The sequence below is a fragment of the Plantactinospora sp. WMMB334 genome (assembly GCF_049179095.1).
GTDB lineage: Bacteria > Actinomycetota > Actinomycetes > Mycobacteriales > Micromonosporaceae > Plantactinospora.
Genome location: NZ_JBMHME010000002.1, coordinates 4,141,558 through 4,168,457 on the forward strand (window position 1 = coordinate 4,141,558; position 26,900 = coordinate 4,168,457).

Annotated in this window: 23 protein-coding genes; 6 read left to right on the forward strand and 17 right to left on the reverse strand. The window is 73.5% G+C overall.

Annotated features, from left to right (window positions below):
• Positions 1–34: 34 nt before the first annotated feature.
• On the forward strand, positions 35–853 hold the full coding sequence (locus ACN27G_RS17725) for a 3-hydroxybutyrate dehydrogenase (protein WP_421493911.1): 819 nt from the start codon (positions 35–37) through the stop codon (positions 851–853).
• Positions 854–925: 72 nt separating this feature from the next.
• Positions 926–2,842 carry a helix-turn-helix domain-containing protein gene (locus tag ACN27G_RS17730; protein ID WP_421493912.1) on the forward strand — a complete coding sequence of 639 codons (1,917 nt, stop codon included), beginning with the start codon at positions 926–928 and terminating at the stop codon, positions 2,840–2,842.
• A gap of 46 nt (positions 2,843–2,888) precedes the next feature.
• On the opposite strand, the gene ACN27G_RS17735 is transcribed toward ACN27G_RS17730, so the two are convergent.
• The 3 genes from ACN27G_RS17735 to ACN27G_RS17745 all read right to left on the reverse strand — a co-directional run bounded on the left by ACN27G_RS17735 (position 2,889) and on the right by ACN27G_RS17745 (position 5,922).
• Positions 2,889–3,497: a TetR/AcrR family transcriptional regulator gene (locus ACN27G_RS17735; protein ID WP_421493913.1), complete on the reverse strand. Its 609-nt coding sequence runs from the start codon at positions 3,495–3,497 to the stop codon at positions 2,889–2,891.
• Positions 3,498–3,510: 13 nt separating this feature from the next.
• Entirely contained in the window at positions 3,511–5,079 is a 1,569-nt protein-coding gene (locus ACN27G_RS17740; RefSeq protein WP_421493914.1) for an MFS transporter, read from the reverse strand.
• Positions 5,080–5,238: 159 nt separating this feature from the next.
• Positions 5,239–5,922, reverse strand: coding sequence for an HAD family hydrolase (locus ACN27G_RS17745; RefSeq protein ID WP_421493915.1), 684 nt, complete (start codon positions 5,920–5,922; stop codon positions 5,239–5,241).
• A gap of 153 nt (positions 5,923–6,075) precedes the next feature.
• Between ACN27G_RS17745 and ACN27G_RS17750 the strand changes: the two genes are divergently transcribed.
• Complete coding sequence (locus ACN27G_RS17750; RefSeq protein WP_421493916.1) at positions 6,076–7,371, forward strand: MFS transporter; 1,296 nt, start codon at positions 6,076–6,078, stop codon at positions 7,369–7,371.
• Positions 7,372–7,508: 137 nt separating this feature from the next.
• On the opposite strand, the gene ACN27G_RS17755 is transcribed toward ACN27G_RS17750, so the two are convergent.
• The 3 genes from ACN27G_RS17755 to ACN27G_RS17765 all read right to left on the reverse strand — a co-directional run bounded on the left by ACN27G_RS17755 (position 7,509) and on the right by ACN27G_RS17765 (position 11,427).
• Complete coding sequence (locus ACN27G_RS17755; RefSeq protein ID WP_421493917.1) at positions 7,509–7,919, reverse strand: hypothetical protein; 411 nt, start codon at positions 7,917–7,919, stop codon at positions 7,509–7,511.
• The gene (locus tag ACN27G_RS17760; RefSeq protein ID WP_421493918.1) at positions 7,916–8,329 is read right to left on the reverse strand and encodes a hypothetical protein; all 414 of its coding nucleotides are present in this window, start codon (positions 8,327–8,329) and stop codon (positions 7,916–7,918) included. Before ACN27G_RS17760 ends, ACN27G_RS17755 begins: the two co-directional genes overlap by 4 nt.
• Before the next feature lie 119 nt (positions 8,330–8,448).
• Positions 8,449–11,427, reverse strand: coding sequence for a BTAD domain-containing putative transcriptional regulator (locus ACN27G_RS17765; RefSeq protein WP_421493919.1), 2,979 nt, complete (start codon positions 11,425–11,427; stop codon positions 8,449–8,451).
• A 254-nt stretch (positions 11,428–11,681) separates the two neighbouring features.
• On the opposite strand from ACN27G_RS17765, the gene ACN27G_RS17770 reads away from it, so the two are divergent.
• Complete coding sequence (locus ACN27G_RS17770) at positions 11,682–12,209, forward strand: calcium-binding protein (protein ID WP_421493920.1); 528 nt, start codon at positions 11,682–11,684, stop codon at positions 12,207–12,209.
• Between the two features lie 162 nt (positions 12,210–12,371).
• On the opposite strand, the gene ACN27G_RS17775 is transcribed toward ACN27G_RS17770, so the two are convergent.
• The 8 genes from ACN27G_RS17775 to pgsA all read right to left on the reverse strand — a co-directional run bounded on the left by ACN27G_RS17775 (position 12,372) and on the right by pgsA (position 19,731).
• Complete coding sequence (locus tag ACN27G_RS17775) at positions 12,372–13,487, reverse strand: zinc-binding dehydrogenase (protein ID WP_421493921.1); 1,116 nt, start codon at positions 13,485–13,487, stop codon at positions 12,372–12,374.
• 58 nt (positions 13,488–13,545) lie between these two features.
• Positions 13,546–14,295, reverse strand: coding sequence for a YebC/PmpR family DNA-binding transcriptional regulator (locus ACN27G_RS17780; protein ID WP_421493922.1), 750 nt, complete (start codon positions 14,293–14,295; stop codon positions 13,546–13,548).
• A 183-nt stretch (positions 14,296–14,478) separates the two neighbouring features.
• The gene (gene pdxT / locus ACN27G_RS17785) at positions 14,479–15,096 is read right to left on the reverse strand and encodes a pyridoxal 5'-phosphate synthase glutaminase subunit PdxT (RefSeq protein WP_421497358.1); all 618 of its coding nucleotides are present in this window, start codon (positions 15,094–15,096) and stop codon (positions 14,479–14,481) included.
• 81 nt (positions 15,097–15,177) lie between these two features.
• Positions 15,178–16,056, reverse strand: coding sequence for a pyridoxal 5'-phosphate synthase lyase subunit PdxS (pdxS, locus tag ACN27G_RS17790; protein WP_421497359.1), 879 nt, complete (start codon positions 16,054–16,056; stop codon positions 15,178–15,180).
• 230 nt (positions 16,057–16,286) lie between these two features.
• Positions 16,287–16,790: a hypothetical protein gene (locus tag ACN27G_RS17795; protein WP_421493923.1), complete on the reverse strand. Its 504-nt coding sequence runs from the start codon at positions 16,788–16,790 to the stop codon at positions 16,287–16,289.
• Positions 16,791–16,875: 85 nt separating this feature from the next.
• A complete protein-coding gene (locus tag ACN27G_RS17800) occupies positions 16,876–18,036 on the reverse strand; it encodes a glycosyltransferase family 4 protein (RefSeq protein ID WP_421493924.1) in 1,161 nt (386 codons plus the stop codon).
• Positions 18,037–18,045: 9 nt separating this feature from the next.
• Positions 18,046–19,011 (reverse strand): phosphatidylinositol mannoside acyltransferase, encoded by a 966-nt coding sequence (locus tag ACN27G_RS17805; protein WP_421493925.1) that lies wholly within the window; start codon positions 19,009–19,011, stop codon positions 18,046–18,048.
• A gap of 90 nt (positions 19,012–19,101) precedes the next feature.
• On the reverse strand, positions 19,102–19,731 hold the full coding sequence (gene pgsA, locus ACN27G_RS17810; protein ID WP_421493926.1) for a phosphatidylinositol phosphate synthase: 630 nt from the start codon (positions 19,729–19,731) through the stop codon (positions 19,102–19,104).
• A gap of 252 nt (positions 19,732–19,983) precedes the next feature.
• Here pgsA and ACN27G_RS17815 point away from each other — a divergent pair, with 252 nt between their 5' ends.
• Positions 19,984–22,137 (forward strand): elongation factor G-like protein EF-G2, encoded by a 2,154-nt coding sequence (locus ACN27G_RS17815; protein ID WP_421493927.1) that lies wholly within the window; start codon positions 19,984–19,986, stop codon positions 22,135–22,137.
• 53 nt (positions 22,138–22,190) lie between these two features.
• On the opposite strand, the gene ACN27G_RS17820 is transcribed toward ACN27G_RS17815, so the two are convergent.
• Entirely contained in the window at positions 22,191–23,171 is a 981-nt protein-coding gene (locus ACN27G_RS17820; RefSeq protein WP_421493928.1) for an aldo/keto reductase, read from the reverse strand.
• Positions 23,172–23,283: 112 nt separating this feature from the next.
• Between ACN27G_RS17820 and ACN27G_RS17825 the strand changes: the two genes are divergently transcribed.
• Complete coding sequence (locus ACN27G_RS17825; protein WP_421493929.1) at positions 23,284–24,141, forward strand: bifunctional DNA primase/polymerase; 858 nt, start codon at positions 23,284–23,286, stop codon at positions 24,139–24,141.
• Positions 24,142–24,281: 140 nt separating this feature from the next.
• On the opposite strand, the gene ACN27G_RS17830 is transcribed toward ACN27G_RS17825, so the two are convergent.
• Together ACN27G_RS17830 and thrS are read right to left on the reverse strand one after the other, a co-directional pair.
• Entirely contained in the window at positions 24,282–24,803 is a 522-nt protein-coding gene (locus ACN27G_RS17830) for an HIT family protein (protein ID WP_421497360.1), read from the reverse strand.
• A gap of 43 nt (positions 24,804–24,846) precedes the next feature.
• A complete protein-coding gene (gene thrS / locus ACN27G_RS17835) occupies positions 24,847–26,895 on the reverse strand; it encodes a threonine--tRNA ligase (RefSeq protein ID WP_421493930.1) in 2,049 nt (682 codons plus the stop codon).
• Positions 26,896–26,900 lie beyond the last annotated feature (5 nt).

Below are 26,900 nucleotides of genomic sequence, written 5' to 3' on the forward strand. Positions count from 1 at the left end.
GCCACCGCCCGGTCGGCTCGTACCTTTTTCGGCCATGACGGTAGAACCCGGTCGGGACGACCACGCCACCCACCGGACGCGGCAGGACGCCACCTCGCAGGTCGTCCGGCTCGACCTGGCAGGACGGACCGCGCTGGTCACCGGCGGCGGCAGCGGGATCGGCCGGGCCTGCGCGGTGCGGCTGGCGGCGGCCGGCGCGAAGGTGACGGTGGTGGACCGGAACACCGACCGGGCCGAGGAGGTCGCGGCCGAGATCGGCGGCCAGGCGGTCGGGCTGGACCTGGCCGTACCGGAGGCGGCGGAGCGGATCGACCCGGCCCTGGACATCGTGGTCAACAACGCCGGGCTGCAACACGTGGCGCCGCTCGACGAGTTCCCACCGGAGCGCTTCGACTACCTGCACCGGGTGATGGTGACGGCGCCCTTCCTGATCGTCCGGCGCGCCCTGCCGCACATGTACGCCCGCGGCTGGGGCCGGATCGTCAACATCTCCTCGGTGCACGGGCTGCGCGCCTCCCCGTTCAAGGCGGCGTACGTCTCGGCGAAGCACGCCCTGGAGGGGCTCTCCAAGGTCGTGGCGCTGGAGGGCGCGGCGCACGGGGTGACCGCGAACTGCGTCAACCCGGCGTACGTGCGTACCCGGCTGGTCGAGGACCAGGTCTCCGCACAGGCGGCGGCGCACGGCATCGCCGAGAGCGAGGTGATCGAGCGGATCATGCTGGCCCGGGCGGCGATCAAACGGCTGATCGAGCCGGAGGAGGTGGCGGAACTCCTCGCCTACCTCTGCTCCCCCGCCGCGGACTTCATCACCGGCGCCGCCATCCCGATCGACGGGGGCTGGACGGCGAACTGAGAACTGGACGGCGAGGGGCCGGACGCTGAAGTGAAGGGCTGGACGGCGAGCTGAGGGAGGCGTCGGCGCAGAATGGAGCCCGTGTCGTCGCCGATCGAGTTCCTGGAACTGCTGGTCAGGGAGGCCGCCCCGGTCGAGTTCGAGGGGCCGCTGGTGACCGCCCGGGCCGCCGGGCTCCCCGCCGACCGGCTCGCCGAGCTCGAGGCGGCGAAGGTGGTGGCGCTGCGGGTACGCGCCCTGCTGGAGCGACGCCGGCGCCGCGAGGCGGAACTCTCCGGCCTCTACGACAGCGCCAGCGACCTCGCCGGGCTGCGGGACTCCGACGCCGTACTCCGGGCGATCGTGCACCGGGCCCGGCACCTGCTCGGCACCGACGTGGCGTACATGACGCTCGTCGACGACGAGCGGGGCGACACCTACATGCGGGTGACGGACGGTTCGATCTCGGCCCGCTTCCAGAAGCTGCGGCTGCCGATGGGTGCCGGCCTCGGCGGCCTCGTGGCCCAGACCGGCAGCCCGTACGCGACCGCGAACTATCCCGAGGACGAGCGCTTCCACCACACCGGTGAGATCGACGCCGGGGTGGGCGAGGAGGGGCTGGTCGCCATCCTCGGGGTGCCGCTGCGGCTCGGCTCCCGGGTGATCGGGGTGCTCTACGCGGCCAACCGGTCGGCCCGGCCCTTCGCCCGCGAGGAGGTGTCGCTGCTGCTCTCCCTCGCGGCGCACGCGGCGGTGGCGATCGACACCGCGCGGCTGCTCGCCGAGACCCGGGCCGCGCTGGCGGAGCTCTCGGCGGCGAACGCGACGATCCGGGCGCACAGCGCCTCGGTGGAGCGGGCCGCCGCCGCGCACGACCGGATGACCTCGCTGGTGCTGCGCGGCGGCGGGGTCGAGGACGTCGCGACGGCGGTGACCGAGGTGCTCGGCGGCGCGCTGCTGGCGCTGGACGCCGAGGGCCGGACGCTGGCCCGGGTCGGCGAGATCGGCGAGCCGGAGCGCGGCGAGCTGGACGAGGCGGTGGTGGCGTCGCGCACGGAGGGGCGCAGCGTGCGCCGGGGCGACCTCTGGTACGCCGCCGTGGTCGCCGGCGCCGAGAACCTCGGCGCCCTGGTCTCCCGCCCCGACGAGGAGCTGGTCGACGCGGACCAGCGGATTCTGGAGCGGGCGGCACTTGTCACCGCGCTGCTGCTGCTCTTCCGGCAGAGCGTCGCCGAGGCGGAGGGGCGGGTCCGGGGCGAGCTGCTCGACGATCTGATCGTCCGGCCGGTGCTCGACGCCGCCGCGCTGCGCGCCCGGGCCCGCCGGCTCGGGGTGGACCTGGACGCGCCGCACGTGCTGGTGGCGGTCGGCGACGACGCGATGGCCGGCAGCACCTCGGTGCGGCAGCGGGTCATCTCGTGGGCCAGCACGTACGCCTCGACCCTGGGTGGCCTGGCGGCGGCCCGGGACGGGCGGGCGGTGCTGATGCTCCCCGGCGGCGACGCCGGCTCGGCGGCCCGGACCGTGGTCCGGGACCTGGCCCGGGTGCTGGGCCGCCCGGTCACCGCCGGGGCGGGCGGGCCGGCGGCGGGCCCGGCCTCGCTGGCCGGGGCGGCCCGGGAGGCGGACCGCTGCCTGACCGCGCTGCGCGCGCTGGGCCGGGCCGGCGAGGGGGCCAGCAGCGCCGAGCTCGGCTTCGTCGGGCTGCTGCTCGGCGCGGTGGAGGAGGGCGGCGACCGGGAGGTGGCCCGGTTCCTCGTCGACACGGTCGGTCCGGTGGTCGACTACGACGCCCGCCGGGGCACCGCGCTGGTGAAGACGTTGGAGGCGTATTTCGGGGTCGGCGGCAGCCTGGCCCGGGCGGCGGAGGTGCTGCACGTGCACGTCAACACGGTGACCCAGCGGCTGGACCGGGTGGGGCAGCTCCTCGGGCCGGAGTGGCAGAAGCCGGAGCGCGCCCTGGAGGTGCAGCTCGCCCTGCGCCTGCACCGCCTGCGCGGCCGGGTGTAAGGAAGGGCCCCCGCTTATCGCTTTTTGTTGTAGCGGGGGCCCTTCCTTACACCTTGGCGATGCCGGTGATGACGGCGTCGACGACGCGCGCGGGCAGGTCCCGCTCGTCCAGGTCGGGCTGGGCGCGGAGCAACCGCTGCGTCAGCAGCGGCGCGGTCAGCAGCGCCAGGGTCAGCTCGACGTCGAGGTCGGCCCGGAGTTCGCCGAGCGCGATGCCCCGGCGCAGCACCTCGCGAATCATCCGCCGTCTCGGCTCGACCAGCTCCTGGTAGAGCCGGTACTGCTCCGGGCTGCGACTGATCGCCGGCATCAGGCAGGGCATGATCTTGCCGGCCCGGGGATCCGGGTTGCGCCCGGTGTTGCCGACCAGCGCGACCAGGTCCTCCCGGACCGACCGGCCGGGCGGTGGCGGCGGTGGCGGCTTCAGCCGGCGCAGCGCGTCCTGGACCAGCGCCTCCTTGCCGGACCAGCGCCGGTAGATGGTCGCCTTGCCGACACCCGCCCGCGCGGCGATCGCCTCGATCGAGAGCGTCTCGATGCTGCCGTCCTCGGCGAGCAGATCGAGCGCGGCCTCCAGGATCGCCTCGTCCGCGCGGAGGCTCCGCGGGCGGCCCGGCGCCCGCGGAGCATCCATCGTTTCGGTCACGTTAACCATTGTCCCCGCTTGCTCAGGCGGTGACCAGTTCGGAATCGGTCGCCGGCTCCGGCGACAGCACCTGCTCCTCGGCCGAGCGGCCGGGCAGCCAGCGGAGCACCACCAGGATGCCGAGGGCGGCGATCGCCGCGGAGAGCCCCGCCGCCCAGTGCATGGCCGAGACGAAGGCGTCGTCGGCCGCCCCGGTCACCGCCGCACCGGCCGGGCCGAGCCGCTCCGCGACCGCGTACGCCCCGGAGACCGACTCGGAGGCGGCGTCCCGGATCGGCGCGGGCAGCGCGCTGGCCGCCGGCTCGATCTGGTCCCGGTAGACCCCCGAGAGCACCGAGCCGAGCACCGCGACGCCGAGCGCGCCAGCCACCTGACGGACGGTGTTGCTGACCGCCGAGCCGACCCCGGCCTTCTCCCGGGGCAGCGCCGACATGATCGACTCGGTCGCCGGCGGCATGATGTTGGCCATCCCGACGCCCTGGACGAAGAAGATCGTCCCGATGATCCAGATCGGCGTCGTCGCGGTGGCGAAGGCGAACGCCACAAGCGCCGCCGAGGTCAGCGCCAGGCCGGTCACCGCAACCGCCCGGCCACCGTACCGCCGCACCATGGTGGCGCTGCGGGGTGCGAAGACGAGCTGGGCGGCCGCGAACGGCAGCATCAGCAGGCCGGTCTGCAGCGGGCTGTAGCCGCGCACCAGTTGCAGGTAGAACGAGCTGAAGAACATCACGCCCATGGCGGCGAAGAAGACCAGCCCGATCACCGCGACCGGTGCGGCGAACCGGGGCACCCGGAAGAGCCGTACGTCCAGCGACGGGAAGTCGATCCGGCGCTCCCAGGCCACGAAGACCGCCAGCACCGCCAGGCCGCCGACGATCGACGCCCAGACCAGCGGCCGGCCGAAGCCGTGCTCGCCGCCGTCGATGATCCCGTAGGAGAGCGCCACCAGACCGATCACCGAGAGCAGCACGCCGACCACGTCGATCCTGCCCGGCTTCGGGTCCCGCGAGTCCGGCACCAGCAGCGCGACCGCGACCAGCCCGAGCAGCACCACCGGCACGTTGATCAGGAAGACCGAGCCCCACCAGTAGTTCTCCAGCAGCAGCCCGCCCAGGACCGGGCCGATCGCCACGCCGAGGCCGATCGCGCCGGCCCAGACCCCGATGGCGCGACCGCGCTCCCTCGGGTCGAAGACGTTCGAGATGATCGACAGGGTCACCGGCATCACGGCGGCGGCCCCGAAGCCCATCAGGGCGCGGGCGCCGATCAACTGGCCCGGACTCTGCGCGTACGCCGAGACCAGCGAGGCGAGGCCGAAGATCGCCAGCCCGGCCTGGAGGAACCACTTCCGCCCGTACCGGTCGCCGAGCACGCCGAAGGTGAAGAGCAGCCCGGCGAAGACCAGGGTGTACGAGTTGATCGACCACTCCAGCTCGCCCTGGCTGGCGCCGAGCCCGTGCACCGGGTCGGCCAGGGTGCGCAGTGCGACGTTCAGCACCGTGTTGTCCAGCACGATGACGAGGAGGGCGACCACGAGGACGCCGAGAATCGCCCAGCGCCTCGGGTGCCCGGTGTTTTCCGTTGACTCCATGCCTTGATGTCCCCCCGAACACCCCGCATCGCCGGCTCGGGCCGGCTGCGGGGGAAGCTTGTTGATGCACCGACTCTAACCAGCCGAGAACCGAAACGATACCGTTCCGTATCGTATTGTGAGCCGGCTCACCCGCCCGGGTGGGATGACCGATCCCGCTCAGTCCGGCTGTCGCCGGGGGATGCCGCAGGTCGCGAGCACAAGGTGGAGCCGCTCCTCGGTCGGATCGGCGAGCGGCGGCACCAGCAGGGTGGGGATGCCCGCCGCGACCGCACCGCCGTCGTAGCCGGAGCGGTCGCCGACCATCAGCGTCGCGCCCGGCTCCACCCCGAGTTCGGCCAGTGCGATCCGGAAGATCGCCGGATCGGGCTTCTGCACGCCGTGCTCGTAGGAGAGAACGAAGCTCTGCACGTACCGGTCCAGTCCGGCCGAGGCGAAGACCGGTCGCAGGTCGAAATGGATGTCGCTGAGCACGGCGATCCTGATCCCGCCGCCGGCCAGCGCGGCCAGGGTGGCCGCGACGTCCGGTGCGAACGGGTTCTGCGCCGGATCGGACTCCACCTCGTAGAGTGCCTCGGCGAGTGGGCCCGCGATCCCGGCGGCGGCGAAGAGGGCGTCGTAGCTGGCCCGGTGCCGCTCGACCGACCGATCCGCCCCGATCTCGGCGCGAGCCACCTCGGGCTGCTCGAACGCCGCCAGCAGGGCCGCCTCGATCCGGCGTATCTCCGCGGGCGGCGCGTCCGCCCCGGCCCGGCGCAGCGAACGCTCGACCCAGCGCGGCAACGGCGGCGTGTAGGCGAGAGTCCCCCGCCAGTCCAGCAACACGGCCTCGATCGACGGCAACCGTCCTCCCCCCGCGGCCCCGCCGACCCCCGGCCGACCGCGGTCCAGCCTCCCATGGCGCGGCCCGTCCCGGGCGCGGTGATCCAGGAGCATTCGGCTCTGTCATGACCGCGGAGTTGACCTCAACCGCACGTCACCTGCCACACTCCCCGGATGACGTTGGCGGCCCGGCTGGTTCCGGCGGCCTACCGGGCCAGTCTCGCCGAGCCGGCCTTCCGGCGGCTGCTCTCCGGGCTGGTGGTCTCGCACCTCGGAGACGGGATCAGCGTGGTGGCCATCGCCTGGCTGGCGCTGCGGCTCGCCCCGCCCGACCGGGCCGGGCTGGTCGTCGGCGCGGCGGTGACGGCGTACGCCCTGCCGGCCGCCGCCGGGGCGCTGCTGCTCGCCCGATGGCTGAGCCGGATCCCCGCCCGCCGGCTGGTGGTGGCGAGCTCCCTGCTCCGGGCCGGTGCGCTCGGTGCGGTGCTCCTGCTGCACCTGCTGGGCCAGCTCACCGCCGGCCGGTACATCGCACTGCTGGCCATCTCGTCGCTGCTCGCCGCCTGGGGTACCGCCGGGACGTACACGCTGATCAGTGAGATCTTTCCGGCGGAGCGCCGGCTGCCGGCGAACGCCCTGGTCGGGACGAGCCAACAGGCCGCCTTCGTCGCCGGCCCGGCACTGGCCGGCCTGCTGATCGCCGCCGTACACCCGGCACTGGTGCTCGGCCTCGACGCCCTCAGCTACCTCCTGCTGGCGGTCCAGGCCGGCCGGCTGGCTCCGCCGACCGGCGCACCGGCCGCCGCCGACGGCGGCCGGGCGGCCGGCAGCGGCTTCCGGATCCTCGCCCGGCGCCCGGAACTCGTCGGGCTGATCGCGGTCACCGCCGTCTTCTACTTCCTCTACGGCCCGGTCGAGGTGGCCCTTCCGCTGTACGTCGCCGACGAGTTGTCCGGCGCCGCCGGCCTGCTCGGCGGCTACTGGACGGTGTTCGGGATCGGGGCCGTCGTCGGTGGCCTGCTCGGCGGGATGCTGACCCGGGCCCGGCAGTGGCCGGTGACCATCGCGGTGATCGCCGGCTGGGGACTGGTGCTGGTGCCGTTCGGCTTCGACGCGCCGGTCGGGGTCACCATGGCCGGCTTCGCCGTCGGCGGCCTGGTCTACGGGCCCTTCCCCGCCTTCAGCCTGGCCCTGTTCCAGAACGCGGCCGACCCGGCCGACCTGCCGGCGGTGCTCGCCGCCAAGGGTGCGGCCACCACGGCGGCGACCCCGCTCGGCGCCGCCCTCGGCGGGCCGCTGGTGGCCGGGCTCGGCGCCGCCGGCACGCTGCTCGCCTCCGGGCTCGGCACGGTCGGGCTGGCCCTGCTCATCACCGGGACACTGCTGCTGCACGCCCGGCTCCGGCACACCGGGCTCGGGGGCGGGGACGAGGGCGGGGGAACGGGGCGTCCGATCGCCGCCAGACGGTGATCCGCCCTCCGCCCTCCGATCACGAGCGCCGACGCCTCGAAGGTCACGTCACCGCAGCGACGGTCAACGCCGGCACCGGTGTCTGAGCCCTGCCCCGGCTCCCCGCCGCTCCGGCCGGGCGGCGGGAAGCCGTTCGGCTACGCGCAGGTCCAGTAGAAGACCTCGCCGCGACCGTTGACGTGCCAGGCCCGGCCGAGCTGGTCGACGCTGACCCGGTTGCCGGCACCCTCGGTACGCGCCCACCCGCTGCCGGTCCACCGCTCCAGCGAGTTCTCGCCCTTGGCCGGGGTGTAGACCACCCGCCAGACGGCGTCACCGCCGCCGATACCCATGTCGAAGGTGGTGCCGTTCGGCGGGATGAGGATCCAACTGTTGCCGAAGCGGCGGTAGATGTCTCCGGTGCCCGGCCCCCACGAGGTCACGATCCACGGCTGCCCGAACCGGTCCACATTGATCATCTGCGCGGTGCCGTCGATCTGGTCCCAGCCGGAGCCGTTCCACCGGTAGATGCCGAACCCGTTCCCGTCGAGCTGCACGGTGCCGGTCACCCAGACCGAACCGTCCGCACCGACGTCGATCGCCGTCGCCGCGCCCGGCACCTGCTCCACCCGCCGGCCGTGAGCCGGAAGATCGAGCCCTGCAGGTCGAGATACCACGGCTGGCCGGTCGGGGAGACCGCGACGGTGTGGCCGTACCGGCCGGTGTTGACCCAGGAACTGCCGGTGTACTGGTAGACGGGCCAGCCGTTCCCGTCGTTCGCCCCCATGCCCCAGATCGCGCCGTTGGCCCCGATCTCCACGTCCATCATCGGCGGAGCGGCGAACTGCTGCCAACAGCCGGCCAGGCTGCTACCCCGGTCGCCGCCCACCTCCTCCGCAGCCGCGTTTGCCCGCCCCGGCGGCACCGCCACCGTCGCCAGTACGACCGCCAGTACGCCGCACCGCACCGATCGAGCCATGATCAGCCGCGACCTGTTCACCGCTGTCGCCGCCTCGGCCGTCGTGGACGGGATGGTGCACGTCACCGACGACCTGTGCGGAGTCGCGCCTGATGGTGAACTGGCCGACGGTCGGCGCGTCAGTGCCGTGCCGGGTCGAGGTGTGGCCGGCGCAGCCGGCCGTCCACGGCGGCGGCGTCCGGGTGGTGCAGGTCACGCAACAGCTCCAGGGCCTGCCGCCAGGCGGAAACGGCCCGCTCGGGGTCACCTGCCGCCTCCTCGGCGTCGCCGAGCTTGACCAGGGTGTCGGCCTGCTGGTAACGCGCTCCCAGGTCACGGAACAGCACGAGCGCCCGGTGGTAGCAGGCGACCGCCCGGCCGTGGTTGCCGAGGTGGTGGTGGGCGAATCCGAGACTGTCCCAGGTGGTGGCCTGGCCGTGCCGGTCGCCGAGCAGGCGGAGCCGGTGCAGCGCCGGCTCGCAGCAGACGATCGCCCGCTCGTGGTCGCCGAGCAGCGAGTGGAACCAGCCGACGCTGTTCAGTGCGTTCGCCTGCCCGCTGTCGTGTCCGGTCGCCCGGTGCAGGGCGAGGCTCCGCTCGGCGTGCTCCAGCGCCTCCCGGTAGCGTCCCCGCCGCTCGCAGACCCGGGCCAGCACGTGCTCGGTGTACGCCTGACCGACCCGGTCGTCCAGCGTGACGAAGAGGTCCAGCGCCTCCCGCAGGTGTCGTTCCGCCTCGTCGTGGCGGCCGAGCTGAAGCTGGGCGCGGGCCAGCAGGCGGTGTGCCTGCGCCTGGCCGGCCCGGTCGGCGAGCCGGTGGGTGGCGGCCAGTGCCGCCCGCTGGGCGATCAGCTGGAGATCCCAGCGGCCCCGCCGGTCGAAGAACGCGGTCAGGGTCCGGGCGAGCTGGCAGATGTGCCGGTCGAAGCCGGCCGGACCCGACTGTCCCGCGCCGGACTGCCGGATCGTCGCCAGCAGCACCAGGTGCTCGGTGGCGAACCAGTCGAGCGCCTGCCCGTGGTCGGCGAGCGGCTCCGGCGTCACGCCGGCCCGGACCGGTGCCGGGGTGACCGGGTCGCGGTGCGGGTCGAGCAGCCGGGTCGCGGCGTGCGCGGTGTGCAGGTAGTGGTCCAGCAGCCGGTACCGGGCCTCGTCGCGCGCCTGCCCGGGCCGCCCGGCGAGCGCCTGCCCGGGCCGGTCGGCCAGCGCCTGCTGAGAGTGCCCGGCCAGCGCCTGCTCAGAGTGCCCGGCCAGCGCCTGCTCAGAGTGCCCGGCCAGCGCCTGCTCGGTGGCGAAGAGCCGGACCAGGTCGTGCATCCGGTAGCGGCCCGGCAGGTGCTCGTGCAGCAGGCTCGCCCCGGTCAGCTCGCGGAGGAGTCTGCGGACCCGCCCGGCCGGCTGCCCGGCCAGGCTCGCCACCGCCGGCAGGCCGATCTCCGGTCCGCAGGCGAGCCCGAGCAGCGCGAAGAGCCGGGCCGCCTCCGCCGACAACGCGCGGTGGGAGCAGGCGAGAACCGCCCGCAGGTCGACCGCGAGTTCGCCGGCGTCCAGCGCGTCCAGCCGGGTGCCCTCGTGCCGCAGCTCACCGGCGAGTCCGGCGAGCGGAAGGCCGGGCTCCAGCGCGGCCCGGGCGGCGATGATGCCGAGGGCGAGTGGCAGGCCGGCGCAGCGGCGTACCAGCTCGTCCACTGCCGCCGCCTCGGCGTCGACCCGGGCCGCGCCGAGGTGGCCACGGAGCAGGTCGCGCGCCTCCGTCCCGGAGAGCACGCCGAGCGGGAGCGGCCGGGCGCCGTACGCGGTCAGCAGTCCCGCCAGCCGGTTCCGGCTGGTCACCACGACGGTGCAGGTCGGGGTACCCGGGAGCAGCGGGACCACCTGGTCGGTGTCCCGGGCGTTGTCCAGCAGCACCAGCATCCGGCGGCCGGCGATCACGCTCCGGTAGAGCCCGACCTGCGCCTCCGGCTCCGGTGGAACCGCCTCGGCGGGCACCCCGAGCGCGTCGAGCAACGCCCGTACCGCGACCGAGGGGGGCATCGGTTCGCTGGCCGGGTCGAAGCCACGCAGGTTCAGATAGAGCTGTCCGTCGGGGAAGCGCGCCAGATTCTGGTACGCCCACCGCACGGCCAGCCAGGTCTTCCCGACGCCACCGAGGCCGCCGATCGCCGAGATCACGACCGTGTCGTGCCGACCCGCGGCGTCGTCGGTCAGTGCCCGGCTCAGCTCGGCCAGTTCCCGGCACCGTCCGGTGAACGACGGGGGCGCCGGCGGCAACTGCCGTGGCGGCGGCAGGTCCCGCGACCGCGGCACCTGCCGCGGCGGCGGGGCTGCACCGCTCGGCACGGGTGCGGTCGTCACCGTCCTGGCGGCGGGCAGCGTCAGCGCCGGGTCTCCGGTCAGGATCCGCTGGTGCAGCCGGCGCAGCGGAGCGCCGGGATCGGCGCCGAGCTGGTCGGCCAGGCAGAGCCGGAACCGGTGGTAGCGCTCCAGTGCCTCGGACTGCCGGCCGGCGCGGTAGAGCGCGGTCATGAGCTGGCCGCAGAGGCGTTCGTCCAGCGGATGCTCGGCGGCGCGTACCGTCAGGTCGTCCAGGAGTTCGGCGTGCGCGCCCCGGGCGAGGGCCAGGTCGTTGCGGGCCAGTTCGGCGCCGAACCGCTGCCGGTGCAGCGCCACCCGGAGGTCGTCGAGCCACGGGGTGTCCAGGGCGGCGAAGGCGTCCCCGTGCCAGAGCGCGAGCGCCTCCCGGTACAGCGCCTCCGCATCACCGCCCGGACCCTGCTCGGCGGCGCGGGCCCGGGCGAGCAGATGCCGGAAGCGGTGCAGGTCCACGGTCGTCGGGTCGACGGCGAGCCGGTATCCGCCGGGCTGACGCGTCGGCCCCGGGCTGCCTGCGGCGGCGAGCGCCCGGCGCAGCCGTGACAGGTAACCGTGCAGCGTCTCCCGGGCACGTTGCGGCAGCCGCTCGCCCCACGCCCGGTCCAGCAGCCGCTCGACCGGGACCGGCCGGTCCGCCTCGACCAGCAGCACCGCCAGTACGCACCGCTGCCGCCGATGCCCGATCTCGACGGCGCGCCCACCGATCCTCGCCTGCACGTCGCCGAGTACGCGGAACTCCACCGCCATCTGCCGACCACCGTCCCCGTCCCCCCGACGACCCGTCCGGGTACGCCGAATCCGGCTTCCGGCGGTCCGCCTGTCGGACATCGTGACCCCGCGGCCGGCGATGCTCCTCCGCTCTGTCACGCACCCGACCGACGATCACCGTCGGCAGGGCTGTGACCAGGAAATCCAAGGATGACCGAAGGTTTCCTGCATGCCGACGCCCGATCGTGGTCCCCATCCGGTGCACCACTGCCCACCCCAAGGGGAGGAACACCATGCGTCTGCGTACCAGACTCGCCATGCTCACCGGCACGGTCCTGCTCGCCACCGCCGGTCTGGCCGGCGGCGCCGCCGCACAGGTCGGCGCGCTCGACGACCCGCCGCCGCAGGACGCCTGCTACCAGGCCGTGCCGACCATCGTCGGCGGTGCCGGCAACGACGTACTCATCGGCGGACCCGGACCGGACGTGATCGACGGCCAGGGCGGAAACGACATCATCCTCGGCCTGGGCGGCGACGACATCATCCTCGGCCAGACCGGTGCGGACACCATCGACGGCGGGGGCGGGAACGACCTCATCTGTGCCGGCCCGCAGGACGACCAGGTCAACGCCGACGAGGGGAACGACACCGTCTACGGCGAGCCGGGCGACGACGCCATCTGGGGCGGCGACGGCAACGACACCATGTTCGGCGGCGAGGGCGACGACTTCCTCTCCGGCGAGGCCGGCGCCGACCAGGGAGCGGGACAGCTGGGCGTCAACTTCTGCCCACCGTCGACGGAGGCCCAGGCCAACTGCTGAGATTCGGCACAGGTGGTGGTGGCGGTCCGGCCATCACCGTGGGTGCGGGACGGCGTCGCGCCGTCCCGCACCACCGTGCGACGCCGGGACCTGCGTCCGGTCATCGGGAGTCCGGGTCAGACCCACCCGGCCCCGGAGACCTTCGACGATGTCGTGTGACGGTCAGGGCACCAGCACTGCTTTGAGCACCGAACCCTCGGTCACCCGGTCGAGCACCGTCTGACACTCGTCCATCGGAAACACGGTGACGAGGCGGCGTAGGTCGGCACGGGCGGTGAGGGCCGGTAGAAGGTTGACGTACTCGACCAGGTGCGCGCCGGTGAAGCCCCACGAGCCGTGGATCGAGAGCTGCCGGTACACGATCTGGTGCGGGTTGAGGCTGACGTCACCGCGGTCGGTGTACTGGCCGACCACCAGGTAGTCGCCGCCGCGGCGCGTCATCTCCATGCCCTGGGGCACCGCCACCGGCGCTCCGGAAGCCTCGATGACCAGGTCCGCGCCGCGGCCGCCGGTGGCGTCACGCACCTCGGCGACGACGGAGGCCGGGTCGCCCGCCGCGATCACGTCGACGTGGCGGTCACCGATGCCCACGCTCTCGGCCAGTTCGAGGCGGGAGGCGGGCCCGCCCACGACGATCACCTGGGCGGCTCCGGCCAGCTGCGCCAGAAGGGCGGCGGCGAGGCCCACCGGCCCGCTGCCCTGCACGACGACCGACTCACCCAGCCGCACCGGGCGGCGCCCGAAGACCGCATGCACCATGGTGGGTCCGGCACAGGCAAGCGACATGGCCGCGTGCGGGTCGATGCCGGCGGGCACCTTCACGACGCTCGTACCAGCTCGCAGCAGCATCCGCTCGGACCAGGAACCGGACGGTCCCGGCTGGTCGTCGGCGGTGAGGTTGACACCGTAGGTGGTCCGCCTCTCACACAGCGTCGGCTCGCCGTGGCGCTGGCAGGGAATGCACCGCCCGCACGAGATCGACGACGCCCACATCACGGTGTCGCCCACGCGCAGCATGTCGTCGTTGGCGTCGCGCAGTGTGCCGGAACCCAGCTCGGTCACCGTGCCCAGGCCCTCGTGGCCCAGCACGATCGGGGTGGGAATCCGCAGCTTGCCGCCCCACAGGTGGGCGTCGGTCCCACAGACGCCGCCGAAGCCGACCTCTACCAGGATCTCGCCGGGGCCGGGGCGGGAGACGGCCTCCTCCCGGATCAGCAGAGGTTTGCCGAACTCGGTGAGGACCACGGACCGGGCGGTGCGCACTGCGTCTGGTGGCATCGTTTCCATCCGGACGAGAGGTGACGGGTCGGAGAGGATGTGGTCAGGACGACGCGACTCAGCCGAGTTGGGCCAGCATCTCGTCGGAGACGTCGAAGTTGCCGTAGACGTTCTGCACGTCGTCGGAGTCTTCGAGCGCGTCGATCAGCTTGAAGACCTTGCGGGCACCCTCCTCGTCGAGCGGGACGGTGACGCTTGGCACCAGCGAGGACTCGGCCGACTCGTAGTCGATGCCCGCATCCTGCAGCGCCGTCCGTACGGCGACGAGATCACCGGGCTCCGAGACCACCTCGAACGCCTCGTCCAGGTCGTTGACCTCCTCGGCCCCGGCGTCCAGCACGGCGAGCAGCACGTCGTCCTCGGAGAGGCCCGCCTTCGGCACGATCACCACGCCCTTGCGGGAGAACATGTACGACACCGAGCCGGCGTCGGCCAGCGAGCCGCCGTTGCGGGTCAGTGCGGTGCGTACCTCGGTCGCCGCCCGGTTGCGGTTGTCGGTCAGGCACTCGATCAGCAGTGCGACGCCGCCCGGGGCGTACCCCTCGTACATCACCGTCTGCCAGTCGGCTCCACCGGCCTCCAGGCCGGAGCCGCGCTTGACCGCCCGGTCGATGTTGTCGTTCGGCACCGAGTTCTTCTTCGCCTTCTGGATGGCGTCGAAGAGGGTCGGGTTACCGGCCGGGTCGCCGCCCCCGGTGCGCGCCGCGACCTCGACGTTCTTGATCAGCTTGGCAAACATCTTGCCCCGCTTGGCGTCGATGACCGCCTTCTTGTGCTTCGTCGTCGCCCACTTAGAGTGGCCGGACATACCTGACCTCCATCGCTACCCGGCGTCTGTGTGTGTCGACTGCACCGCGCGCCATTTCCACGAAGAACTGCCGAACCCGCGACAATCCTACCGATGGCGTCGCGGCCCGTTCACGCCCGGCACGGGCCGGATCAGCAGGTTGCCGCCCGACCGTCCCGATCCGGCCCAGGCACGCGCCCCGATTCAGCTCTGGCGCCCGTCCGCCGTCGCCGAGGAGCGGACGAGATCGACGAACCAGCGGTGCAGGCGCCGGTCGCCGGTCAGCTCCGGATGGAAGGCGGTGGCGATCGCGTTCCCCTGCCGGACCGCGACGATGCGCCCGGCGGCCGGCCCGGCGGCCACCCGGCCCAGCACCTCCACCCCGTCGGCGACCCGCTCGACCCAGGGTGCCCGGATGAAGACCGCGTGGAAGCTCGGTCCCGGTACGCCGGTGATCTCCACCGGTGCCTCGAAGGAGTCGATCTGCCGGCCGAACGCGTTGCGCCGGACCGTCATCTCGATGCCGCCGAAGCTGCGCTGGTCGGGGCGGCCGTCCAGCACCTCGGTGGCCAGCATGATCATCCCGGCGCAGGAGCCGTAGACCGGCATCCCCGCACCGATCCGCTTGTGAATCGGGTCGAACAGCTCGAAGGTCTCGGCCAGCTTGCTGATCGTGGTCGACTCGCCGCCCGGGACGACCAGCGCGTCGACCTGCTCCAGCTCCTCCGGCCGGCGGACCGGCCGGGCGGTCGCGCCCACCCCGGTCAGCGCGGCCAGATGCTCGCGCACGTCACCCTGCAACGCCAGGACCCCGACCGTCACCTCCGGCCGGCCGCCGTCCGGGCTCACCCGCCCGTCCGGGCCGACCAACCCGCCATCAGTTCTGCCGCTCACTCCTCGCGCTCACCAACCACGCTCGGCGAGGCGGTGCGGCACCGGGATGTCGTCGACGTTGATCCCCACCATCGCCTCGCCGAGGCCGCGGGACACCTTCGCCAGCACGTCCGGGTCGTCGTAGAAGGTGGTCGCCTTGACAATCGCGGCGGCCCGCTGCTGCGGGTTGCCGGACTTGAAGATCCCGGAACCGACGAAGACACCCTCGGCGCCGAGCTGCATCATCATCGCCGCGTCGGCCGGGGTGGCGATGCCGCCCGCCGTGAAGAGCACCACCGGCAGCTTCCCGGTCTCCGCCACCTCCCGGACCAGCTCGTACGGGGCCTGCAACTCCTTGGCGGCGACATAGAGCTCGTCGCCGGGCAGCGAGCCGAGGCGGCGGATCTCGTCGCGGATCCTCCGCATGTGCGTGGTCGCGTTGGAGACGTCGCCGGTGCCCGCCTCACCCTTGGAGCGGATCATCGCCGCGCCCTCGGTGATCCGGCGCAGCGCCTCGCCCAGGTTGGTGGCACCGCAGACGAAGGGCACCGTGAAGGCCCACTTGTCGATGTGGTTGGCGTAGTCCGCCGGGGTCAGCACCTCGGACTCGTCGACGTAGTCGACGCCGAGCGCCTGCAACACCTGCGCCTCGACGAAGTGCCCGATCCGGGCCTTGGCCATCACCGGGATGGAGACGGCGTCGATGATGCCGTCGATCATGTCGGGGTCGCTCATCCGGGAGACGCCGCCCTGGGCGCGGATGTCTGCCGGTACCCGCTCCAGCGCCATCACCGCGACCGCGCCGGCGTCCTCGGCGATCTTCGCCTGCTCGGGGGTGACCACGTCCATGATCACGCCACCCTTGAGCATCTCGGCCATGCCCCGCTTGACCCGGGCGGTGCCGACCACTCCGGTGCTGCTGACGCTCTGCTCGCCAGCCGCGGTCGGCTGGCCGGAACCGGACTGGGCGGTGGATTCGGACACGGCGTTCTCGCTCCTCGTCGGTGGTGTGGTCGGGGGCATGCTCCGCAACCGATGCTACGCGGGGTGCACCGCCGGACCGACAGCCAATCAGACCCCCGGTGGCCTGCCCTGTGGCCCGGCTCACGTCGCCCCCGCGGGGTCCGCCGGCAGGGCCGTCACCCGACGGAGAGCTCCGGACGGGTGCTCAGGGTCGGGTCGTCGATGTCGAAGTAGCGCGGAAGCTCGTGCTTGCGGGACATCCGGAAGAGGCGTACGACGGGGCGCCGCCGCAGGGACAGCGCGTCGCGTACCAGATCGGTGTGGACCTGGCGGGCCAACGCGAGCCGCCGGCTGGCCGCGATCACCGCCGCCGCGACCGGGTCCTCCGGATCCAGCGGGGTGGTCCGCAGTTGCCGGGTCAGGTCGTTCTCGGCGGCCTCCCGCTCGTCCCCCTCGACGTCGAGGGCGACCCGGGAGGCCGCGTAGAGCTCGACCGCGTACCGCTCCTCGGCGAGCACCGCGGCCGCCGCCGCCCGGCGGAGCAGGTGCGCGTCGAGCGCGCGGGCCGCCGATCCCACCCGGGCGTGCATACGATCGACCCGGGCCGCGATCCAGGTCAGGTACGCCGTTGCCAGCACGACCGCCACGACGCCGCCCACCACCCACCACATGCCCGGCATCGTAGTGCGGTCTCACATCCGGCTTCCCGGCACGTCACCGGCGGCACCCCGCCCCACCGGCCGGCGCCGGGAGATGCCGGGGCGCTCAGGTGGGCCCGATCCACTCCTCGTCGAAGACCCGGCCGTCGGTGGCCTCGATCGCCGTGGCGTAGACCTCGAGGACCCGGCGGGCGACGACCGGCCAGTCGAAGGCGGCGACCACCTCCCGGGCGCAGCCGGAGAGCTCCGCCCGGCGGACCGGATCGTCGAGCAGGCCGGCGAGGGTACGCCGCAGCGCCGCAGCGTCCGAGGTCGGAAAGAGTTCACCGGCCCGTCCGCCGTCCAGCACCCGGCGGAAGGCGTCGAGGTCGCTCGCCGCCACCGCGGCTCCGGCGGCCATCGCCTCGGTCAGGATCATGCCGAACGACTCGCCCCCGGTGTTCGGGGCCACATAGACGTGCACGCTGCGCAGCATCCGCGCCTTGTCCGATTCCGATACCCGGCCGAGGAAGGTGATCCGGTCCCGCAACCCCTCCGGTACGCCCTCGTGCAGCTCGGCCACGTCCCCCGGGCCGGCGACCAGCAGCCGCAGCCCGGGACGCTGCGCGGCGAGCCCGACGAACGCCTCCCGGAGCACCGCGAATCCCTTGCGCGGCTCGGTGAACCGGCCGAGGAAGCCCACGGTGCCGCCCTCCCCGGGCGCGCACGGTCCGGGCCAGCCGGGCAGCGGCTCGGCGTCGGCGAACTTCGCCACCGCCACCCCGTTGGGGATCTCCACCGCCCCGCCGCCGAGATGCTCGACCTGGACCTTGCGGGCCAGCGCGCTCACCGCGATCCGGGCGGTGATCCGCTCCACCGCGAACTGCAACACCCCCTGGGCGGCGGCGAGCGCCCGGGACCGGGTCATCGCGGTGTGGAAGGTGGCGACCACCGGCCCCCGGGCGGAGAGCACGGCGAGCAGCGAGACGCTGAGCGTGAAGGGCTCGTGCACGTGCAGCACGTCGAACCGGCCCCGGGCCAGCCAGCGCCGGACCCGGGCGGTGGAGACCGGCCCGAAGGTGATCCGGGCGACCGACCCGTTGTACGGCAGCGGCACCGAGCGGCCGGCCGGCACGACGTACGGCGGCAGCGGCGAGTCCTCGTCGGCCGGCGCCAGCACGCTCACCTCGTGACCGAGACCGATCAGCGCCTCCGCGAGGTCGACCACGTGGTTCTGCACCCCGCCGGGGACGTCGAAGGAGTACGGGCACACGATGCCGATCCGCACTGCGCCTCCCTAGACCGGCCCGGACACCGACGGCGTGTCCGCCGCCCCCGGTCCCACCTCGCCGGCACCGGCGCCTGGCGCCGCGGGGCGGGCGGGCTCGTCGATCCAGACCCGTTGCAGCATGTGCCAGTCTTCCGGGCGTTCGGCGATCCCCGCCGCCAGGCGGTCGGCGATCCGTTGGGTCAGCACCCGGACCCGCTGGTCGAGCGGCCCGCTCTCCGGCGCCGGCACCTCCAGCGGCCCGACCAGCCGGCCGCGTGGCCCGGCACGGTCGTACCAGAGGTGCGCCACGTAGAGCGGGGCACCGGTCCGGATCGCCAGCAGTGCCGGCCCGGCCGGCATCCGGGCCCGGCCGCCGAAGAACCGCACCTCGATGCCGCGCGCCGACAGGTCCCGGTCGGCGAGCAGCGGGACCAGGTAGCCGGCGGCGAGCCGTTCGGCGAGCACCTCGAAGGGGGCCCTGGCACCGCCGTGGGTCGGCAGGATCTCCATGCCGAGCCGGCGCCGGAACTCGACGAAGCGCGCGAAGACCCCTTCCGGCCTGAGCCGTTCCATGACCGTGGCGATCGGCCAGCCGTTCGCGGCGACCCAGGCACCGGCGGCGTCCCAGTTGCCGGAGTGCGGCAGCGCCACCACACCACCCCGGCCGGCCGCCATGGTGGCGGCGAGCACGTCGGCGCCGTCGAGCCGGAAGTCGTCGCGCAACTGTGCCCGGCTGCGCGACGGGAGCCGGAAGACGTCCAGCCAGTACCGCGCGTAGGAGCGCATCCCCCGGCGGACCAGGTCGTCGAGCGCGGCCGGCGGCAGCTCCGGCCCGACCACCCGACGCAGGTTGGCGGTGAGCCGCTGGATCCCCGGCCCACGACCGCGCCAGGCGCGGTCGGCGGCGGCCCGGAACAGCGCCGCCGCGGCCGGCCGGGGCAGGGCGCGTACGGCCCGCCAGCCGGCCAGGTAGGCGAACTCGACCGGGGTCACCGGCCGGCCTGCCACCCGGTCACGCGGTGCCCCGCCCGGCCAGGGCTGCCGCCCGCGCGGGCCGGCTCACGCGTGCCCAGGCGGGACGGCTCACGCGTCCACGCCCAGCCCGGTGCGCTGTGCCTGCCGGTAGACGTGCGTCATCCGCTGGCCGACGGTGAGGAGCGAGACGGCGGCGAGCAGCCAGAGCGCGGTGACCAGCGCCCAGCTCAGCCCCAGCCCGGTCAGCAGCCCGCCGACCCCGACGATCAGCAGCCGCTCGGTCCGCTCGGCGATGCCGACGTTGCAGGTCATCCCGAGTCCCTCGGCGCGGGCCTTCACGTACGAGACGAGACCGCCCGCGACCAGGCAGATCAGCGCGGCGGCGACCCCGACACGGTCGTCCTGGGTGGCGAGCCAGTATGCGACGGCGCTGAAGACCGCGCCGTCGGAGACCCGGTCCATGCTCGAGTCCAGGAACGCGCCGAACCGGCTCGATCCGCCACGCATCCGGGCCATCGTGCCGTCGAGCAGGTCGGTGAGGGCGAAGAAGGTCACCACCAGCGCACCGGCCACCAGGTGGCCCCGGGCGCCGAGCGCGACCGAGCCGACCACCACGCCGAGCGTGCCGGTCACGGTCACGGCGTTCGGCGTCACCCCGACCCGCAGCAGGGTCCGGGCGATCGGTTCGACGACGCGGGTCATGCCGGCGCGGGCCGACACCTGGAAGATCTTCGCCATGGCCGTCCCACCATAACGGGCCGGGAAAGCCGACGGTACGCCCGGTGGCACCCAGTTCGCCCCGCAGGCTTGTGTCACGACTTGTACGGGTGTGAGATCGGAGCAGGGGACGTGACATCGCTCACCTGTCACCCGACACGTTTCCGGCAGCACGGCAGGCCACCCGAGGATATCGCCGCGGAGTCGCCAGGGCAGCTCCCCCGTCGCGCGCGGCGGTCGCCACCAACCACCGGCTTAGGGAGGTGCGCCCCGATGGCGCAGAAGAGTCAGGAGAAGGGGGTCACCGGCCCGGCGCCGGTGGTGGACGAGCCCGGCAGGGTTCGCAACGTGGTGCTGGTGGGCCACTCCGGTGCGGGAAAGACGACGCTGGTCGACGCCCTCCTGGCGGCGACCGGCACCATCTCGCGCCCGGGTTCGGTGACTGACGGCACCACGGTCTGCGACCACGATCCGGCGGCGGTACGCCAGCAGCGCTCGATCAGCCTGGCCTGTGCACCCCTGGAGCACGGCGGAGTCAAGGTCAACCTGCTGGACACCCCCGGCTACGCCGACTTCGTCGGCGAGCTCCGGGCCGGGCTGCGGGCGGCGGACGCGGCCCTCTTCGTCGTCTCGTCGGTGGACGGGATGGACGGCGCCACCGCCGCGCTCTGGCAGGAGTGCGCCGTGGTCGGGATGCCGCGGGCCGTGGCGGTGACCCGGCTCGACCACCAGCGCGCCGACCTCGACGAGACGGTCGCGCTCTGCCAGCGGGTCTTCGGCGACAACGTCCTCCCGCTCTACCTGCCGATGCTGGACGACGACGGCGTCGACGTGGTCGGGCTGATGGGCCTGATCACCCGCCGGGTCTTCGACTACTCGGCCGGGCTGCCGGCGGCGGTCCGCGACCCCGACCCGGAGCACCTGCCGGTGATCGGCGACGCCCGCAACGAACTCATCGAGGGCATCATCGCCGAGAGCGAGGACGAGACCCTGCTCGACCGCTACCTCGGCGGCGAGGAGATCGAGGTGGCGGTCCTGATCAACGACCTGGAGAAGGCCGTCGCCCGGGGGCACTTCTATCCGGTGGTGCCGGTCTGCGCCGAGACCGGGCTCGGCGTCGACGCCCTGCTGGAGCTGCTGACCTCGGCGTTCCCGACCCCGCTGGAGCACGACCTGCCGACCGTGACCGGGGCCGACGGCTCGGCGCAGCCGCCGCTGCGCTGCGACCCGGACGGCCCGCTGGTGGCCGAGGTGGTCAAGACCACCATCGACCGGCACGTCGGGCGGGTCTCCCTGGTCCGGGTCTTCTCCGGCACGCTCCGTCCCGACCAGGTCGTACACGTCTCCGGGCACGGCATGGCCGAGCGCGGCCACCCGGACCACGACGCCGACGAGCGGATCGCGCACGTCTACTCCCCGCTCGGTGCGGCCCTGCGCGAGGTGCCGCACTGCGTGGCCGGCGACATCTGCGCGATCACCAAGTCGGGTACGGCGGAGACCGGTGACACCATCTCGGCCAGGGAGGAGCCGCTGCTGATCGAGCCCTGGGAGATGCCCGAGCCGCTGCTGCCGGTCGCCATCGTGGCGAAGAGCCGGGCCGACGAGGACGCGCTCGCCAAGAACCTGGCCCGGCTGGTCGCCGGCGACCCGACGATGCGACTCGAGCGCAACCCGGAGACCCACCAGCTGGTGCTCTGGTGCATGGGCGAGGCGCACGCCGAGGTGGTGCTGGACCGGCTCCGGGCCGGCGGGGTGGAGCTGGAGACCGAGCCGGTCCGGGTCGCGCTGCGCGAAACCTTCGCGGTGGCCTCGAAGGGGCACGGCCGGCACGTGAAGCAGTCCGGCGGGCACGGCCAGTACGCCGTCTGCGACATCGAGGTGGAACCGCTGCCCCGGGGCGAGGGCTTCGAGTTCGCCGAGCGGGTGGTCGGCGGCGCGGTGCCGCACAACTACATCCCGTCGGTGGAGAAGGGTGTACGCACCCAGATGGGCCGGGGAATCGTCGCCGGCTGTCCCGTGGTGGACCTGAGGGTGACCCTGGTGGACGGTAAGGCGCACAGCGTCGACTCCTCCGACGCCGCCTTCCAGACCGCCGGCTCGCTGGCCCTGCGGGACGCGGCCGAGAAGGGGCAGGTCGTCCTGCTGGAGCCGGTCGACGAGGTGGTGGTACGGGTGCCGGACGCCAACGTGGGCGCGGTGATGAGCGACATGTCCGGCCGGCGCGGCCGGGTGCTCGGGACCGAGCCGGACCCGGCCGGCACCGACCACACGCTGGTCCGGGCCGAGGTGCCGGCGACCGAACTGATCCGGTACGCCGTCGAACTCCGCTCGATGACCGCCGGTGGCGGCACCTTCCGGCGCTCCTTCGCCCGCTACGACCCCATGCCGACCCACCTCGCCGAGCAGATCCGCAAGGAGCACAGCTGAGATGTTAGGAAGGGCCCCCGCTACAACAGAAAACGATAAGCGGGGGCCCTTCCTTACAGGAGGCGGTCGACCTCGGCGAGCTGGTCGGCGGGGAGCGGCCCGTACGCGAGCGCCCCGACGTTCTCCTCGACCTGGGCGACCGTACGGAAGCCGGGGATCGGCACCGTCCGGCCGCTGCGCGCCCAGAGCCAGCCCAGCGCGCCCTGGGCGAGGGTACGGCCGTCGGCGGTGAGCGCCTCGCGGACCGCGGCGACCCGGGCGAGGAACTCCGGCGCCGGCCGGCCGTCCCGGAACCAGTCCAGCCAGGCCGGGGCGATCCCCCGGACGTCGTTGGCGTCCAGTGTGGACGACTCGGTGAACTTGCCGGAGAGCAGCCCCATCGCCAGTGGTCCCCGGTTGATGCTGGCCAGGTCGTGACGCTCGCAGACGGCGAGCACCTCGGAGGAGTCCTGAAGCACCGAGAAGGAGTGCTGGATCGCGGTGCAGTGTGCGCCGCCGGCACCCCAGGCCGCCGCGCGGTCGGGAAGATCGGTGCTCCAGCCGTACGCCCGGACGTGGCCCTCGGCGACCAGCTCCTCGAGGGTGCCGAGCAGCTCCGCCGCCTGGTCGAGGGGAAGGTCGCCGAGGTGGAGCTGGTAGAGGTCGATCCGGTCGGTCTCCAGCCGGCGCAGCGACGCGGCCACCGCCCGGCGCAGGTAGCCGGCCGAGCCGTCCGTGCCGGTCATCTGCCGGGTCGCCTCGTCGTAGGTGTTGCCCCACTTGGTCGCGATCACCACCTCGTCGCGGTGTCCGGCGAGGGCGCGGGCGAGGACCCGCTCGCTGTGCCCGGTGCCGTACACGTCGGCGGTGTCGAAGAACGTGACGCCGAGGTCGAGGCCGCGCCGGATCGCCCGGATCGACTCCTCGTCGTCCACCTCGCCCCAGCCCAGCGGCTGGCTGCCCGCGTGCCACGGCCCCCCGATCGCCCAGCAGCCCAGGCCGAGCGCGCTGACCTCGATGCCGCTGCGCCCCAACACACGTGTCGTCGTATCCATGTCGGTAAGCGTTCCACACTGCGGCGGAGGGGTGGTGCGGGCGCTCGGCGGTACCGATCGGACAGGTGTTCGAATATCCTGGTGGTGGTATCCGGCCGGCGAGGAGGTCGGGATGACACCGCTACTGCGCGCCGCCCTGGAGCACGCCGCTGCCGGCGTGCCCGTGCTGCCGCTGCACTCCCCGACCGTGACCGGCTGCAGTTGCGGCCGGGCCGACTGCGACCGCCCCGGCAAACACCCCCGCTGGCACCGCGGCCTGCTCCGGCACGGCCTGCACGACGCCAGCACCCGGCCGGAGGTGATCCGGCGGTGGTGGACCCGCTGGCCACGGGCGAACCTCGGCCTGCGTACCGGTGACCGCTTCGACGTCTGCGACGTCGACCCGCCGGACGGGGTCGCCGCACTGCGCGCCCTGGTCGGCGCGCGGCGGTTCACCGGACCGGTGGTCCGGACCGGCTCCGGCGGCTGGCACCTCTACCTGCGCCCGACCGGCGCCGGCAACCGGGCCGGACTGCTGCCCGGCGTCGACTGGCGCGGAGCCGGCGGCTACGTCGTCGCCCCACCGTCCCGGCACGCCAGCGGCCGGGACTACCGCTGGATCCGGCCGCCGGCCGCGCCGCTCGCCGACTGCCCGCCGGAGCTGACCGTGCTGCTCTTCCCGCCCCAGCAGTCCGCGCCGGGCAGTGCCGGGTGGGTCCGGCACCCCGACCGGTACGCCTCCGCCGCGCTCGCGGCCGAGGCCGACGCCGTCGCCGCCGCACCCGTCGGCACCCGCAACAGCACCCTCTACCGAGCCGCCTACCGCCTCGGGCAGCTCGCCGCGCTGGACCTGCTCGACGACCGCGACATCACCGTCGTACTCGCCGACGCCGCCCGGCGCGGCGGACTCGGCCGGTACGAGATCACCCGGACGATCCGCTCCGGGCTGCGTACCGGCCGCCGACGTCCGCGGCTCGGTCTCGCCGCCTAGCTCCGCGCACGGCGCCCGCCGGCCGGTCGGCCCTTTTCGCCGGGCTGTCGACCTGCACCGTTTGTGCACCCAGCTCCACAGTCTGCGAGCAGTCTGCGAGCCGACCGGCCGCCGGGCGCCCGGCACGCCGGACCGCCCGGTCAGCCGGCCGTGCCCGACCAGGCGGTGGCGAGCAGGGTACGGGTCTCGGCGAGCAACTGCGGCAACACCTTGGTACGCGCGATCACCGGCATGAAGTTGGCGTCCCCGCCCCACCTCGGCACCACGTGCTGGTGCAGGTGGGCGGCGATGCCGGCGCCGGCCACCCCGCCCTGGTTCATCCCGATGTTGAAGCCGTGCGCGTTGCTGACCCGCCGGACCACCCGCATCGCCGCCTGGGTGCAGTCGGCCAGCTCCACCGTCTCCCCGGCGTCCAGCTCGGTGTAGTCGGCCACGTGCCGGTAGGGGCAGACCAGCAGGTGCCCCGGGTTGTACGGATAGAGGTTGAGCACCACGAAGACCCGCTCGCCCCGGTGCACCACGAGGTTCTCGTCGCCCTCGCGCTCGGGGGCCAGGCAGAACGGGCAGCCGGGCGGCTTCTCGTGGCCCTCGCCCGGCCGGTCCGGACCGGAGATGTAGGTCATCCGGTGCGGGGTCCAGAGCCGGTCGAGCCCGTCCGGCATGCCGAGTTCCGCGTGGGACGCCGCGCCTGTCACGCCGACGATCCTACGACCCGGCCTCCCCACCGGTCGGTTCGGCGGTCGGCCCGGTGTTGACCCGGGCCCGGACCACCTCCACCACGTGCGCCACCGCCTCGGCCAGCGGTACGCCGTTGCGCTGCGACCCGTCCCGGTAGCGGAAGGAGACCGCTCCGGCGTCGACGTCCGCGTCCCCGGCGATCGCCATGAACGGGATCTTCTGCTGCTGGGCGGTGCGGATCTTCTTCTGCATCCGGTCGTCCGAGGTGTCCACCTCGGCGCGGATCCCCTCGGCGCGCAGCGCGGCGACGAACCCGTGCAGGTGGCTGGCGTGCTCCTCCCGGATCGGGATGCCGACCACCTGCACCGGGGCGAGCCAGGCCGGGAACGCCCCGGCGTAGTGCTCGGTGAGCACCCCGAAGAAGCGCTCGATGGAGCCGAAGAGCGCCCGGTGGATCATGACCGGCCGCTGCCGGGTGCCGTCCGCCGCCTGGTATTCCAGGCCGAACCGCTCCGGCTGGTTGAAGTCGACCTGGATGGTGGACATCTGCCAGGTACGCCCGATCGCGTCCTTGGCCTGCACGCTGATCTTCGGGCCGTAGAAGGCCGCGCCGCCCGGGTCCGGCACCAGGTCGAGCCCGGAGGCCTCGGCGGCGGTGCGCAGCGCCTCGGTCGCCTCCGCCCAGTCCCCGGCCGAGCCGATGAACTTCGGCGAGTCGTCCCGGGTCGACAGCTCCAGGTAGAAGTCGTCGAGACCGTAGTCGCGGAGCAGGTCGAGGACGAAGGCGAGCAGCGTGGTCAGCTCGCCCGGCATCTGCTCCCGGGTGCAGTAGATGTGCGAGTCGTCCTGGGTGAGCCCGCGTACCCGGGTCAGGCCGTGCACGACGCCGGACTTCTCGTAGCGGTAGACCGTGCCGAACTCGAAGAGCCGCAGCGGCAGCTCCCGGTAGGACCGCCCGCGCGCGGAGAAGATCAGGTTGTGCATCGGGCAGTTCATCGCCTTGAGGTAATATTCCGCGCCCTCCAACCGCATGGGCGGGAACATCGTGTCGGCGTAGTACGGCAGGTGGCCGGAGGTCTCGAAGAGCTGCGCCTTGGTGATGTGCGGCGAGTTGACGAACTCGTAGCCGGCCGCCTCGTGCCGCCGCCGGGAGTAGTCCTCCAGCTCGCGCCGGATGATCCCGCCCCTGGGGTGGAAGACCGCCAGGCCGGAGCCGATCTCGTCGGGGAAGCTGAAGAGGTCGAGCTCGGCGCCGAGCTTGCGGTGGTCGCGCCGGGCCGCCTCCTCCAGCACCTTCAGGTACGCCTTCAGCGCGTCCCGGGTCGGCCACGCGGTGCCGTAGACCCGCTGGAGCTGCGGGTTGCGCTCGTTGCCGCGCCAGTACGCGGCGGCGGAGCGCATCAGCTTGAACGCGCCGATCAGCCGGGTGCTGGGCAGGTGCGGCCCCCGGCACAGGTCGGACCAGCAGACCTTGCCGCTCTCGGCGTCCAGGTTGTCGTAGATGGTGAGCTCACCGGCGCCGACCTCCATCACCTCACCGGCGTCAAGCCCGGCCCCGCCGCCCTCGGTCCCCGCGCCCTTGACCTCGATCAACTCCAGCTTGAAGGGCTCGTCGGCCAGCTCGGTGCGGGCCGCGTCCAGGCTGTCGAAGCGGCGCCTCCGGAACCGCTGGCCGGACTTGACGATCTCCTGCATCCGCTTCTCCAGCCGGTCGAGGTCCTCGGGCTGGAAGGGGCGGTCGACGTCGAAGTCATAGTAGAAGCCGTTGTCGATCGGCGGGCCGATCCCGAGCTTCGCCTCCGGGAAGGTGTCCTGGACGGCCTGGGCCAGCACGTGCGCGGTGGAGTGCCGCAGCACGTTCAGCCCGTCCGGCGAGTCCAGCCGGACCGGGTCGACCACGGTCTCCACCTCGGGCGCCCAGTCGAGGTCGCGGAGCTGCCCGGCCGGATCGCGGACCACCACGATCGCGCCGGGACCGGCGTGCGGCAGACCCGCCGCGGCGACCGCCTCGGCCGCCGTCGTCCCGGCCGCGACGACGACGGGGTCGACCACGGCGGGGGTACGGGCTTGGGACACGATGG